Below are 14,467 nucleotides of genomic sequence, written 5' to 3' on the forward strand. Positions count from 1 at the left end.
TATTTTTTACCTCTTCATTCCTACAGACGGGATACCCTTAGAAAATGTTTCAGTAATTTCGACATCTGGTGAATACAACACAGGAACACGGCATACATCTCTTCTCCGCGTTCACTAGTCCAAGCCACCAGCTTTTGCTAAGTGGCTTCGTTGACATCCATTCGGATTAGCGCAAAAATAAGAATAGAGAAATCCATCGGATGACGGATAAACTGCAAACCAGATCGCATACAGTAAGAGGGCACGACGCGCTAATAACAGGTGTCGGCCCTTTTCTTGACTCCACCTGCTGGACTGACTTCACCTATACCAAAAGGAGAACAATGCTTATGTCCAAGAAAGGATTACTTCGCGGTTACGTTGTATCGAACTGGCCTGTCTATCTGGTTGCTGTTCTTCTAATTATTGCATCCAATGTCGGGCAGGCATCCTTGCCCCGCATACTGGGCAGTTTCACGGATCAGTTGATGCAGAATACGCTCCAGATGCAGACTGTCGTAGGGTACAGCCTTTCCCTGCTGGCTATTGCCATCGGGTATAATCTACTGTTCGGCACCGGACAATTCATGATTATGAAGCTCGGTCGACGCTTCGAATTCATGACGCGTGAGCGTATATTCAGTAAGTTTTCCGAACTCAGTGAACACTATTTCTCCAAACAGGGGAACGGAAAGCTGCTCAGTTATGTCATGAATGACGTGACCTCTGTACGTGAAGCGATATCTAACGGCGTTACGCTCATGACCAATGCAACATTCCTGCTGTTGTCCTGTATTGTCATGATGCTGCTTAGCGGGATTCCGCTGACGCTCATTCTGATCAGTGTTGTACCCTTGCTGGCGATCCCATTTCTGGTCGTGTTTTTCGGTCCACGGATTCGCAAACGCTCTCGTGACGTACAGGAAGCTCTTGCAACCATGACGGAATCCGCAGAAGAACAGTTGGGCGGCATTCGCGTAACCAAGACGTTTGCTATTGAAGATAGTGCTCGTGCACGCTTTGGAACCACCGTCGATGCGATCAAGAGCAAACAGCTTCGACTCGTTCGTCTGTCTTCCTTGTTTCAAGCTTTGCTCCCGCTGCTCGGAGCGATCTCACTGGTCGTTTCTTTGCTTGTCGGTGGTATTATGACCATGCAGAATTCCATTACGCTCGGAAGTTTTGTCGCCTTGACGTTATATCTGCGGATCATCATGGGACCACTTCAGCAGATCGGTAATGTCATCAATACCGTCCAGCGCTCAGGCGCATCCCTGGAACGGGTGAATGATCTGCTGAGCGAAGTAGCCGATGTGCGTGAGCTTCCTGAAGCCACAGCGCTCCAAACCGTACAAGATATCACCATGGAGAATCTAACTTTCTCCTACCCTGGCAGTTCATCTCCTGCTCTCAAAAACATTCAACTGAATATCCGCGCGGGACGAACGGTCGGCATTGTAGGCAAGACCGGCTCGGGTAAAAGTACCCTCGTTAAGCTATTGCTGCGTACATATGAACCACCTGAAGGAACGATCCGCATCAATGGTACAGATATTCGGCAGCTGTCGCTGGAAAGTCTAAGATCGCGCATCGCCTATGTCCCTCAGGATGGATTCCTGTTTAGTACCACCATCCGGGATAACATCGCATTCAGCGACCGAGAAGTATCGCTGGATACAGTGGAGCATAGTGCGCGCCAAGCCATGATCTATGATAATATTGTCCGTTTTCCCGATCGGTTCGATACCCTACTTGGCGAACGAGGACTCACGTTATCAGGTGGACAACGGCAACGTACAAGTCTGGCGAGGGGATTGATCAAGCAAGCACAGTTACTTATTCTGGATGACAGCATGAGCGCCGTTGATGCTGTCATCCAGAGTGGCATTCTGCGCAGCCTGCGCGAGATCGGCAAAGGCAAAACCACGCTGATCATCTCTCATCGCATCAGCGCGGTCCGTCATGCAGACGATATTATCGTTCTGGATGAAGGGCGAGTTGCTGAACAAGGTACACATGCTCAGCTGATGGCTGCCAAAGGATTGTATGCGGCAACCTACCGTTTGCAGGAGGAGGGATTACATCATGTCTAACGATAACGCTGAACTTCACCCAGATGCAGAGGCTGATCAGAGTAAACGAACTTCGTTTAAGGCCATGATGGCATATGCCAAACCTCATAAATGGGCTTTTGCCGGTATCTTCTTCTGCTCACTGCTTGGCATATCGGCAGATCTGCTGCAACCTTATCTGGTGAAGATCGCTATCGATGATCACCTGGCCATAGGCCAGACCAGCGTAGGCTTTCTCGTTCAGCTCGCAGCCATCTTTCTTGGGCTGGCTGTCATCAGTTTTATTTTTACCTATATCCAAAACAATCTGTTGCAGCACGTAGGACAGAACATTGTATCCCGGATCAGAAAGGACCTGTTCAAGCATATCTCCAAAATGTCCATGTCCTTCTTTGACCGTTTTCATATCGGCAGTCTGGTCACGAACGTATCCAGTGATACGGAAACCATCAGCAGCTTCTTCACCCAGGTGCTGCTCAGTCTGATTCGAGATGGCATGATGCTGGTGCTGATTATCGTCTTTATGTTCCAACTTGATCCGGTGCTGGCGAGTTACTCCCTGATCGTTCTGCCTGTCATTGCGGTGGTTGCGGTATTATTCCGTAGTCGACTGCGAAAAGCTTATCAAAATGCCCGTACGCGTCTCTCCCGTCTGATCGCATTTACGGCGGAGAACTTGTCCGGCATGTTCCTGATTCAAGCTTTTCACCAGGAAGAAGAACAGAAGAAACGCTTCTCGGAACAAAACGCGCACCATCTGAAAGCCAACATTGCTCAAGCCCGCTCCAATGTCATATTCAACCGGACGTTTGATATCCTTGGCAATGCGGCACTGGTCATGATGGTCTGGCTTGGGGGTCGCGCCGTACTGGGCGAGTCCCTGCAAGTCGGTGTACTGTATGCGTTTATCAGCTATATCCGTCAGTTCTTTCAACCGATTAACCAGATTACGATGCAATGGAATACATTCCAGTCCACGACCGTATCGATGGATCGCATCTGGAACATTCTGAATACGCGGCCTGAAGTTGCCGATCCCGAACCTCAACAGGCTTCGTCACTGGAACCTCAGAGTGTAATGGGCCAGATTGATTTTAATGATGTATCGTTCGGTTATCGGGCAGACCGGCCCTTGATTCAGCAGATGAACTTGCACCTCTATCCGGGCGAAATGGTAGGTATCGTGGGCACAACAGGCGCTGGTAAAAGTACACTGATCTCCCTGCTCAATCGCTTCTATGATGTAGACAAGGGCAGTATCGAGATTGATGGCACCGATATCCGGCATCTGCCGCAGGCCAAGCTTCATCGGATCGTGGGTCTGATTCAACAGGAACCCTTCCTGTTCTCCGGTTCCATTATTGATAATGTGAGAATGTTTCGTGAGGATATTACGCGAGAGCAGGCGATTGAGGCCTGCCGATTTGTCGGAGCACATGCGATGATTTCACGTTTGCCGCAAGGGTATGATACACATTTGTCGGAACGCGGAAGCGGTCTGTCTGCCGGGGAGCGGCAGTTGATCTCATTTGCCCGGATCGTGGTGTTCCAGCCTCGCGTGCTCATTCTGGATGAAGCAACAGCCAATCTGGACTCACACACGGAACAGCTCGTGCAGCAGGCGCTGGAATCGGTATCCAAGGGACGCACCACCATTGTCATTGCCCATCGCCTGTCTACGGTGATGCATGCCGATCGAATTCTGGTGATGGAGGATGGTGAGATTATGGAGGAAGGCCCACACCAGGAACTGATCGCAGCCAAAGGTGTGTATGCTGACTTGTACACCCATGCACGTGATGCAGGTAAAAATTCAGCTATATCAGGGTAATGAACCTGAGTTATAGTAAACAAAGAACGTTGAACATGCCGCTCTGCTCATGCAGGCGGCACGTTTGGCATATCGATCAGCAATGTGGATGAGGAGGAGTATCTTATGCAACAACCTGTAACATCTGAACATAACGGTCAGCAGATTCGTTACCGACGCAGCACGGCTCTATGGAAAGGAAGTTTATGCTTCCTGTTCCTTCTCTTGTGCGTGATCCTGTTGTGGATCATCGTGGATGGACAAGCCGAAAGACTGGAGACCATATACTATTCTATCGCAGCCGTACTGGGGATGTGGTTGATCGGTCCATTGTTCTTCATGTTCCTGTCTCGACTAACCCGAAACCCTGCCGTGTTATTGTCTTGGGATGATGAGTCTATACGTACTGGCAAACGGAAAATTCCATGGAGCCGGATTCGCAAAGTTGAACTTGCCTCACCTGCCCGCAGTAAGTGGCTCCTGTCTGCCTCCCCCATGTTCGTCCTGTACCTGAAGGACGGCACACGATCGCACGTTCAGACTGATCACCTACTCAGCAAAAAAGAGCTGAACCAGGCTTTAGCTTTGCTTCAGAGGACTTTACAGGAACAGCAGCAGGATCGTTGAGCATCAGGATGAATGAGGACAAAGCTTCTCGCCACATATCACTGTGATTTCTCAACACCTATGGACAGGCTGACTTTGTAATTGCCGTAAGGCAGCAATGCTTCAAGAAGTAGGCCAAGCTGCTCTGTGGTGCCAGTCTGTACCCGCATCAGATAACAGCCTTCTCCGCTGACACGGTGGACTTCAACGATGTCCTCACGTTCAGTGATGAATGCACGAAAGGCGGCATGTCTGTCGCCGGAGTTCAGAAAAACCGTAACAAAAGCCTGAAGGCCGCGGCCTAGGCGTTCCGGGTTCCATTTTACCGTATACCCTTCGATCACACCCAGATCTTGCAGCTTGCGCACTCTTGCACCGACGGCCTGTCCTGTGAGATGCACCTCTTCACCAATCTCTTTATGAGAACGTTTGGCATCCTCTATCAGGATCTGCAGAATGCGTATATCTGTGTCATCTATCGTTTCATTCATGTGGCTTCAGCAATCCTTTCACAGTGAAATTAGAGTGGCCTAATTCCGTTCATCATGTTATGTACGACGTTAAACGGGTTGTATACCATATAGGGTAATACTATTAAACAACCTGAAGGAGTGCAAATATAATGAAAATTCAATTGATTCGCCATGCTACACTCTGGCTGGAATTCGGAGGGCTGAACATCCTCGTCGACCCGATGCTGATGGACGCTGAAGTCATGCCTGCTTTTCCAAACACACCAAATGAGCTGCGTAACCCAAGAGTCGGTCTGCCTGAACTCGAAACGGATTATCTGAATCCGGATCTGTTGATTATCACACACACCCATCTGGACCACTGGGATGAAGCCTCAGCGAAGCAGTTTCGCAAGGACATCCCGCTGATCTGCCAGCCTGGGGACGAGAACACATTTCTGGAAGCTGGATTCACGGATGTAACAGCTGTAGATGAGAAGCATGAGTATCACTCTGTTCGATTCGCCCGCACTTCCGGGCGTCATGGTACGGGTGAAATCGGCGAACGTATGGGCAAGGTGTCCGGCTTTGTACTCGAAGCAAATGGAGAACCTGTCACGTATATCGCTGGGGATACCATCTGGTGTGAAGAACCCGCCGAGGCTATTCGCCAATACAGCCCTGAAGTCATTGTCCTAAACGCCGGAGGAGCTCGCTTCGTGGAGGGTGATCCCATTACGATGGACGGGCCTGACATTGTCGCCGTGAAGCGCCATGCGCCGTCGGCTCATGTCATCGCTGTGCACATGGATGCGATTAACCATTGTGTGGTGTCTCGCACCGATCTGGCTACTTATCTGGCATCCGAGCAGTTGGATGGTCAGGTGCTCATTCCACGCGACGGCGAGAGTTTTGAATTTTGAATTTAGCGCGTACGCACCTCCCATGCTTTCCTTTTCCTATAAAACACAACGAAAAAAAGCTGGATGCGATGAACTCGCACCCAGCTTTTTTGGATTCAAGGAAGACGCTAATCCATTACTGCACTTTCAAACGAATCACGTTCCATGATGCTTTTGCCAAGCTCGCCGTGATCAGGGTATCGGATATAACTGCACCTCCACGGTTATGAGGAGCGACACGGTTCGGTTGTGCAGCTGTATTAGTTGCTTTGAGATCATCACTTTCCAGCACGATATGCTCGATCACGGTACACTTCCCGAAGCTGCGCAGATCCACTTCCAGCGGAAGGGATTCTTCCAGATGACGGTTGACTGCGAATACAGTCACTTCACCCTGCTCTTCGTTATGAACCGCAATAGCTTCCAGATAAGGAACATCTGTGATTTGTTTTGTATCGTATTTTGGAGACTGGATCAATGGCACCAATGCTGTTCCACGTCCGAAGAGGGACGTATGCATGAATGGATAGAAGATCGTCTGTCTCCATGAGCCACCGCCCGTATCTGTCATGATCGGTGCAATCACGTTAACCAGTTGTGCCAGACAGGCCATTTTGACCCGATCCGCATGTTTGAGCATGCTGATAAGCATACAGCCGACAAGCAGTGCATCCTCGTGGTTGTAGATATCTTCCAGCTGTGGTGGAGCAATCTGCCACGGGTCCATCTTCGAATCATTTTCATTGGAGTGATACCATACATTCCACTCATCAAAGGACAGATACATCGTCTTCTTACTGCGCTTCTTCGCTTTGATATAATCACAAGTCGCCTTCACGGTATCGATAAAACGATCCATTTCAAGCGAGCGTGCCAGGAACGTTGGCGTATCTTGCTCCTGGTTGCCGTAGTACTGATGCAAGGACAGATACTCAACGTGATCATACGTATGATCGAGCACCGTTGCTTCCCATTCCGGGAACGACGGCATATTCAGGTTCGAACTTCCGCAGGCTACCAGCTCAATCGTCGGGTCCGTCCACTTCATGACTTTTGCCGCTTCAACAGCTAATCGTCCATACTCTTCTGCCGTTTTGTGACCGATCTGCCAAGGACCATCCATCTCATTGCCCAGACACCATGTTTTGATCGCATGAGGCTGCTTGTATCCATGCTTGATGCGAAGATCACTATAGTACGAACCTTCCGGATGGTTGCTGTACTCCACAATGTTGCGAGCTGCATCCGTACCCCGTGTTCCCAGATTGACCGCCATCATCACTTCAGAATTGGCCTGTTTCGCCCAGTCCACGAATTCGTTGAAGCCAAATTCATTGGTCTCAATCGTTCTCCAGGCCAGCTCCAATCTGCGTTTGCGTTCTGACACCGGTCCAACCGAATCTTCCCAATTGTAACCGGATACAAAATTACCCCCAGGATAACGTACAATCGGTACTTGCAGCTCCTTCACCATCTCCAGCACATCCGTGCGAAAACCCTGTTCGTTCGCAGATGGGTGTCCAGGCTCATATATTCCACCGTACACGGCACGTCCGAGATGCTCAATGAATGAACCGTATAAACGCTTATCAACTACGCCAATTGTAAAATCCTTGTCTACCGTCATTTTTGCTTTTTCCATAATGAATTTCAACTCCCTAAGATTAATATAAAAATTAATTGATATTCTATGGATCAACGTTCATATTTATATTAAAATCGATTATAGCGTTAATTTCAACAGGAATTTTGCAAAATGTTATTCTTTTCACTGAATTTATGTTTAACTTAATTCAATACGCGAAAATGGAGGAACACTTGTGATCAGAGCAAATACCGATGCTGAATTTCTACCCCTATATGAAGCACTCGCCAGTGAAGTTCGTCTACAGATCATCCGCCTTGTTGCAGAGACACCGATGAATGTGAAAGACCTCGCTGCTTCACTGGGTCTGAGTAGTGCCATCGTGACCATGCATGTCCGCAAACTTCAAGATGTGGGTATTATCCAGTCCAAAATGATACGCAAAGACGGCGGCACACATAAAATGAATAGCCTTGCTGTAGACTGGATTGGCATCTCGATGCCTCAGGAAACCGGAACATCCCGCAAGCTTCATGAGGTTTCTATACCTGTTGGGCACTACACTCATTTTGACGTCTATCCGACATGTGGTCTGGCAACATCCACTCAGGTCATTGGGCAGTACGATGACCCTCGTTATTTTCTCGACCCCGAGCGCATGCATGCCCATATTCTGTGGTTTGGTCGTGGATTCGTGGAGTACAAAATTCCAAACTATATCTTATCCGGACAACAGATCAATGCCATTGAATTGTCTCTAGAGATCGGATCAGAAGCCCCTTCGGTGAATCCGAATTGGCCCTCAGATATTACATTTATGCTTAATGGCATCCGATTGGGGGAATGGACAAGCCCTGGAGATTCAGGCAACGGACGCGGCATGTTCACCCCCGAATGGTGGAGTGACAGTGTCAATCAATATGGCATGCTTAAGGTGCTTCGAATTACGAATGAAGGTACGTTTATTGATGGACAGCACTTGTCCGAAATCACACTCGCGGATATTCCGGTGGAACGAAACCAATGGACCTTGCGTCTCTCGGTGGAAGAAGACGCCCAGCATGTGGGCGGTCTGACCTTGTATGGTGAGGGATTCGGCAACTACAACCAGGATATCCTGTTCCGACTGTACTATCAGGATTGAGTTGATCGGAATATTAAATAACACCAAAAACACCTTCCACTCGCCCGTCAAAGGCAGAATGGAAGGTGTTTTATATGCATAATTCATATGAACATACGCGGAATATCTAAGAGGGTTCTTGTTCTAACCTACAGCGCACTGCCACCAAACAGGAAGCGGTACTCCCAGTGTTTGCCGGAGATATCACTAGTTGTTACACCACCGCCAGCGTTTGAATATGTGTGTAATACTTTTCCGTCGCCCAGGTAAATCCCTGTGTGGGTAATGGTTGCGCTAGATTTATTAACGCTGGAATACGATGATGCAGAGCTACCTTTATACGACATGAAATACATCAGATCGCCGCGTTTCAGGTTTTTCCAGTTGGTCTGAACCGCACCCTTTTCCTTCACATAGGCTCCTTGTTTGCGAGAATCCGCTGGAAGCTTGATGCCAAGTGCATCGATGAAGGCCTGACGTACAAAGCTGGAACAGTCAAAAGTAGCTGTACTGCTGCGACTAGCGCCGAATTCATACGGTGTACCCCAATATTTCATTCCCGCCGCAATCACTTTTTCCACAGACGCATTGCCGGTTTCCGATGTACCACTATTTGAACCCGATCCGCTTGTGCTACCACTAACAGCTTGTGTGTATTTGGATGAAGAAGATATGTAGCCTGTCCGGTTAGCAGAATCCTTAATCTTATACCAATCCGAACCGGATTGCTGAAGCACCGTTACCGTTTCCCCTTTAGCGACCATGCGAACAATCTTCGCAGAAGAAGTAGGTGATGTGCGCAGGTTTACGCCCCAGATTACTTTTACTTGTGAATTGTTAACAGCAGCTGCCGATACCTGTGCCGTTAGTGCTCCTGTCGTCAGACTTCCCATCAGCATCGTTGCTGTGACACTTGCCGTAATAATGGTTTTCTTCCAGTTCATGATGTCGAGTTCCCCCTGATGTTACAGAATTTTAACCTGGCTTGGTTCTCCCGGGCTTGCCTCATTGTAAACGGGCTATCCATAACGTTCATCAGTCGAAAGTCCTGTATTGATATAGGCACACTTGAGCACTAAGTATCAGGGTCTGTCCATCAGATGCTGGTAAAAAACACTGCTGATCCCTTCTTTTTCAAAGGTTAAATTATTGTAACTATTTGATATACTTCATTTTTCCACGGTATAAGAGCTAGGCCAATTCTCATCCAGGACATGCGTCATAAGAACTAGTTTTTAATGTTTAATATCGCAAATATGGTAAACATTACTATGGTTCATTTACCGATTACGGTTCCCCGTGTTCACATTTTTGCTTCCACCCTCGATACTGATCGATTTGCCAGCGGTGTCGGTTACATTATTTCGGATCTCATTGTTGCTAGATGCAGTGGTACGTATGCCAATCCCGGAAAACCCAGCGTTCGTCGTCATCTCGTTACCAATGAGCTTGTTGTTGTTGGCATTAGCCAGTCGAATGATTGCATCGGGTTTCAGCGCAGCGTTTCTTTGGAAAATGGTATTGCTCGTGAATGTATTCTTGTTCGATTCAACCAGAATAGCCTGCAAGGATGCATTAATGATCGTATTTTCGTATACTTGGTTACCCGTCGCACCCGTTAGTACAAAGATTCCACGTGGATAATTCTCAATGACATTGTTATTAATCGTGTTGTTGGCACCTTCATTGGGAATGCGAATACCTGCGTATCCATCCGTTTGATGAGTTTTATTAATAATCTGATTCCCGGATACCGTTGTGAAGGTTGCACGTGACAGATTGATGCCACTGCCCCCACCTGAATTGGTAATTTGGTTATTCATAATTTTGACATTCGTGAACTCACCTGCTGGATAACTCTCGTGTCCTGTCGCAATGGCATGTCCATTGTTTCGGTCAAAACGGCTATTGATAATCTCCGAATCCTTCGTTCTGCGAAGTAGTGCACCAATCGTTGTATCCCGAATCTCGATACGATCCAGTGTGAGGTGAGAGACAGCCATATCCATAATGATTCCGCCTACCTGACTCTCCCCACGGGCCTCGCGATTCGTACGATCTGCGTCGATGGTGATATCGGATAACTTGATGTTAAGCCGTGCATCATTGTTGCGCAAAATGGGATTACCAATAACATATTGGCCCGCTGATCCGGTTTTCTTAAATATCGTTTGCCCTATTCCGTCACCGGACAGACTTACTCCTGCATATAGACGAATGGATTCGTCTACCAGATATGTCCCTTTTGGAAAATGAACCGTTCCCTCTACGCCCCGGTCATAGAAATACTTCAATGCATTTTGAATTTCCTTCGTTTGTGAAGATTTGGAGTTGACCTTCACGCCTAAGTCCGTGGCTTTAATGACGTTACCCGCTGCTTCCGCGACGTGGATACCTCCTGTGAAATCCTGAAGAACAAACGTAATAACAATGGTAAGCAACAAGCTGATTCGAATCTTTTTCCCAAAAACATTAAACATACTCAACCTTCCTCTCATTTAAAATAGTTGAATTACTTACATAATTACCCTTTATATTCTTCGGTCAAGATCATTCAAATTTGAAGTATTTTATAAAAAAAAAGAAAAAGCCAGGGATTTCTCCCCGGCTTAACCTGTATCGTTCGTATCATTACCCGACTTCTTCTAGTCGAACAGCTCGTTTAAGGTTCAATCCCCCATACCTTGGCGCCATCCTGATAAGCTGTCACTTTCGTCCAGGCACTGAAGGCCGTTTTGGTGGAATCAAAGGAATAATCATTCGTTTGATCAAAATTCGTCCAGTTGTTTTTCGAAAAACGTCCCTGGATGATTCCAGTCTCGGCACCCGCAGCCAAGCTGCCAGCACCCGGTTTGAATCCAATCTCCAGATACGTATCTGCCGTGCCCTTGGCCGGATCTACGGAAACAAAATGTCCTTCCACGTTACCACTGCCAATCTGTGCATAATCACACCAGAAACTCAGATCAGCGGCACTGTCCTTCGTGAAATAATACCGGACCTTCACTTTGCTCAAGTCCACAGCCGTTGTGCCCGTATTCTTCACGTTAAACTGTGGTGTAATCGCATTGCCCGAAGTTCCTGAACTACCATTACGGTATTGTACTTCAAGTGTTCCCGTTGTAACTGGAGGTGCCAATGGTGTCAGCACCAGTACATTCGAATTTGTCTGACCACTCGTATTAATGGCAACAACTCTGTAATTGTAAGCCGTACCATTCACCGCTGTAGCATCGCTATACGTCAGTGCGGTCAAACCTGTTGCCAGATCCGCATATGGTCCGCTACCCACCGAACGTTGTACTTTGTAAGTCGCTGCTCCAGTCGATGCTGTCCATGTCAGTACTGCCTGAGCATTACCAGCTGTTCCTGAAAGGGTGAGAGCGCCTGGCACAATGATACCTGCCAGTGGTGTTGCAGATGCCTGTGTTGACGGTGCGGACTCACCTACGGCATTCACCGCCGTGATGACATAATAATATGTTGTGCCGTTGATCAAGCCTGTGTCCGTGAATGTTGATCCTGTGACCCCTGTCGCTACAGGCGTATAAGGACCACCGTTCACTTCTGCACGTTTCACGGTATACGAGGCTGCACCAGCGGCTGCGTTCCAATTCAGAACCACTTGCTCGCTTCCTCCAGTTGCTGTTACACCAGCAGGAGCAGCGGGTACTTCCACTTCCGGACTATCAGAATCTCCGAGGAGACGATCATACTCGCCGTACGCTGTAGCCATATCCACCTGTGACCAGAAACGGTGATACGTAAAGGTGGGTGCGCCATTTTCCCATGTTTTCGTTGTCGGATTATACGACGTTTTGTACAGATTATCCAGGTAAGCCCATGCCGGATCTTGCTTGATAGCTGGACGCAGATCGGAGTATCCAATGTATACGCCGTTGCCACCTTTTGCCGGATCAGAAGGTACACCTGCTGTACCTGGAATCGTGTTGCCTTGACCAAAGGTTCCAGACCAGTTCGCCGGGATATAGATCTCCTTCGCGAAGAAGCGGAAGTAGTCTTTACGCACTTCTTCCGTTACAATCCCCACGCCATCATTGTAATCCCACGCCGTATCCAGCAGTGTCTCAGCCAGATCCTTCGCTTCCTGACCTTTGGCACTGAGCGTTCCATTCTCTGCCTGGGTTCCTGCGGCAAAGAAAGTCAGTGCCTTAATGTAACTTCCCAGAACCCCTGTATCCTGCGCAGGATCTTTGGTGACCACACGGAAGTTCGGATTTTCCGTAAAGGAACTGAAGCCATTCCATTTATCCGGTTGACCTTGCCACTCCTGACTGCCTGGAATCCAGAACTCTCCTGGGGCTGGAGTTGTCGCCACCTGGGCATTCAGACCACCAAGAATTCGCCCTCCTGCTGCGTTCAGATAGTACCCTTGGGCATCCGTCACTGGACGCTCATCTACAAATACATAATCCTTGGACCAGTCGATCCACTTGGTAATGACTTTTTTGGCCATCTGGAAGTTCTCGGAACTCAGATCTCCACTCTCAGCGAGAATATAATACATTTCAGCTACACGTTCCAGCGACCATGCCTGGAATCCAAACCATGTGTTGGAATCCGGGTCACGATATACAGGTGCCTCCTGATAAGCCATATCATAGAATGTACTTACGCCTGCCGGATAGGCTTTGTATGAACCATCCAGACTGTTCGTTGCTCCCCCGCCAATCGCTCCTTCATGGGATTGTAACCATGTGTAGAACTCCAGTTGACGCTTCAAGGATGCATTCCAGTCTGCCTTTGCTGTAGCTGATTTGGGTATCAGGCCACCTGCCGGATCAGACAAGGCATATGCCGCGACCGGATTTTGATATGCCTGATGCGTATGACTCGCACCAATCCGCCAAGCCCAATCCCCACCTTGACCCAAGCCACCGCCCCATGACGTATACCAGGCCATGAGATACATGTTGGAATCCTTGCCTGTGCCCGGAGTTGGTGTACCGTTCTTCGCACTGCCGATCTTCTGGAAGTACTTGTCGTGCATCCCATATCGCAGATAGTCGCCCATCTTCTTCGCCTTATCCAGATACGCCGTATTGGTGTATCCCATCTCCTTCGCCCAGTACAGCACCTGTACTGCACGTGCATCTGCATCGGTTGCATTTGTATAACGCCACTGCGCTGATGGTACCTGCGTTTCTTTCGTGAACAGGCTCATGAATCCTTCGTTCGGCTTCCCAAATGTTTTATTATCCTGAGACGGATGCGGAATCGCTTCCCACACGGACTCCTGCTCCCCACGCTGGAACGTATTCACATAGGCAGCCGTATGAGATGGATTCAACAGGTTCCCATACCCGTACCAATTATCCACATCCAGCAACCAGTGCATCAGATAGGTCTGATTGTTCCCATAAGCTGCTTTAAACTCCGCATCCAGCGGGTCCTTCCCTGCTGCATATTGTCCATTAATCGCCGATGGATATTGATCCGGGAAAGGTTTTTCCGCTGCATACGTGGCAGGGCTATTCGGATTGTAATAACTCATGGTAGGTTGCTCTTCATTGCCATCGCCTTCATTGACCGGGATAATATATTTTTCCATACTATCCCATGCCGCTTCCAGTTTGGACCAATCCCCCGTGTAGTGACCGTACATTGTCTCCAACCATAGCCAGTAACTATACGCCTCTGATGTCGTCATGTGCCCATGATCCGGAGCCTCGCTGAGCAGCGTTTCAATGGAGTGATAAGGAATGCCCTCTGGAGAAAAATATCCGTTCGCCGGATATTTCAACTGATCATACAATTGCAAAAACCGGGCTTCATTGATGCTGTCTGACTGAATCTCGATGGCCTGGTCTGCGGCATGTGCCGTTTGCGGCCCTGCCCAGAGTCCGGTGTATCCGGTCAACATGACGGTTCCCGCCAGCATGGCTGTTAAACTTTTTTTCGCAGCTGATTTCAACAT

At 48.5% G+C, this 14,467-nt stretch carries 10 protein-coding genes; 5 read left to right on the forward strand and 5 right to left on the reverse strand.

The window, feature by feature from the left end; genetic code table 11:
* Positions 1-329 precede the first annotated feature (329 nt).
* The 3 genes from HF638_RS11135 (at position 330) to HF638_RS11145 (ending at position 4,488) form a co-directional block, all read left to right on the forward strand.
* A complete protein-coding gene (locus tag HF638_RS11135; protein ID WP_169480254.1) occupies positions 330-2,072 on the forward strand; it encodes an ABC transporter ATP-binding protein in 1,743 nt (580 codons plus the stop codon).
* Positions 2,065-3,882 carry an ABC transporter ATP-binding protein gene (locus tag HF638_RS11140; RefSeq protein WP_169480255.1) on the forward strand — a complete coding sequence of 606 codons (1,818 nt, stop codon included), beginning with the start codon at positions 2,065-2,067 and terminating at the stop codon, positions 3,880-3,882. Before HF638_RS11135 ends, HF638_RS11140 begins: the two co-directional genes overlap by 8 nt.
* Before the next feature lie 105 nt (positions 3,883-3,987).
* Entirely contained in the window at positions 3,988-4,488 is a 501-nt protein-coding gene (locus tag HF638_RS11145; RefSeq protein ID WP_169480256.1) for a hypothetical protein, read from the forward strand.
* A 38-nt stretch (positions 4,489-4,526) separates the two neighbouring features.
* On the opposite strand, the gene HF638_RS11150 is transcribed toward HF638_RS11145, so the two are convergent.
* Entirely contained in the window at positions 4,527-4,958 is a 432-nt protein-coding gene (locus tag HF638_RS11150) for an Lrp/AsnC family transcriptional regulator (protein WP_169480257.1), read from the reverse strand.
* Positions 4,959-5,089: 131 nt separating this feature from the next.
* On the opposite strand from HF638_RS11150, the gene HF638_RS11155 reads away from it, so the two are divergent.
* On the forward strand, positions 5,090-5,842 hold the full coding sequence (locus HF638_RS11155) for an MBL fold metallo-hydrolase (RefSeq protein ID WP_169480258.1): 753 nt from the start codon (positions 5,090-5,092) through the stop codon (positions 5,840-5,842).
* 115 nt (positions 5,843-5,957) lie between these two features.
* Here the strand turns inward: HF638_RS11155 and arfA are convergent, their stop codons facing one another.
* Positions 5,958-7,463: an arabinosylfuranosidase ArfA gene (arfA, locus tag HF638_RS11160; RefSeq protein ID WP_169480259.1), complete on the reverse strand. Its 1,506-nt coding sequence runs from the start codon at positions 7,461-7,463 to the stop codon at positions 5,958-5,960.
* A gap of 178 nt (positions 7,464-7,641) precedes the next feature.
* On the opposite strand from arfA, the gene HF638_RS11165 reads away from it, so the two are divergent.
* A complete protein-coding gene (locus tag HF638_RS11165; RefSeq protein ID WP_169480260.1) occupies positions 7,642-8,550 on the forward strand; it encodes an ArsR family transcriptional regulator in 909 nt (302 codons plus the stop codon).
* A gap of 128 nt (positions 8,551-8,678) precedes the next feature.
* Here HF638_RS11165 and HF638_RS11170 read toward each other — a convergent pair whose 3' ends face one another.
* The 3 genes from HF638_RS11170 to HF638_RS11180 form a co-directional block, all read right to left on the reverse strand.
* Positions 8,679-9,473, reverse strand: coding sequence for a C40 family peptidase (locus HF638_RS11170; protein WP_169480261.1), 795 nt, complete (start codon positions 9,471-9,473; stop codon positions 8,679-8,681).
* A gap of 336 nt (positions 9,474-9,809) precedes the next feature.
* The gene (locus HF638_RS11175) at positions 9,810-11,009 is read right to left on the reverse strand and encodes a right-handed parallel beta-helix repeat-containing protein (protein WP_169480262.1); all 1,200 of its coding nucleotides are present in this window, start codon (positions 11,007-11,009) and stop codon (positions 9,810-9,812) included.
* 182 nt (positions 11,010-11,191) lie between these two features.
* Entirely contained in the window at positions 11,192-14,467 is a 3,276-nt protein-coding gene (locus HF638_RS11180) for a glycoside hydrolase family 48 protein (RefSeq protein WP_169480263.1), read from the reverse strand.

It is taken from the genome of Paenibacillus sp. SZ31 (assembly GCF_012912005.1).
Classification (GTDB): Bacteria; Bacillota; Bacilli; order Paenibacillales; family Paenibacillaceae; genus Paenibacillus.

Bases quoted from the DNA above. Each gene is read 5' to 3' on its own strand.
- HF638_RS11135 (WP_169480254.1), top strand. From the start codon at position 330: ATGTCCAAGAAAGGATTACTTCGCGGTTACGTTGTATCGAACTGGCCT.
- HF638_RS11140 (WP_169480255.1), top strand. From the start codon at position 2,065: ATGTCTAACGATAACGCTGAACTTCACCCAGATGCAGAGGCTGATCAG.
- HF638_RS11145 (WP_169480256.1), top strand. From the start codon at position 3,988: ATGCAACAACCTGTAACATCTGAACATAACGGTCAGCAGATTCGTTAC.
- HF638_RS11150 (WP_169480257.1), bottom strand. From the start codon at position 4,958: ATGAATGAAACGATAGATGACACAGATATACGCATTCTGCAGATCCTG.
- HF638_RS11155 (WP_169480258.1), top strand. From the start codon at position 5,090: ATGAAAATTCAATTGATTCGCCATGCTACACTCTGGCTGGAATTCGGA.
- arfA (WP_169480259.1), bottom strand. From the start codon at position 7,463: ATGGAAAAAGCAAAAATGACGGTAGACAAGGATTTTACAATTGGCGTA.
- HF638_RS11170 (WP_169480261.1), bottom strand. From the start codon at position 9,473: ATGAACTGGAAGAAAACCATTATTACGGCAAGTGTCACAGCAACGATG.
- HF638_RS11175 (WP_169480262.1), bottom strand. From the start codon at position 11,009: ATGTTTAATGTTTTTGGGAAAAAGATTCGAATCAGCTTGTTGCTTACC.
- HF638_RS11180 (WP_169480263.1), bottom strand. From the start codon at position 14,467: ATGTTGAAATCAGCTGCGAAAAAAAGTTTAACAGCCATGCTGGCGGGA.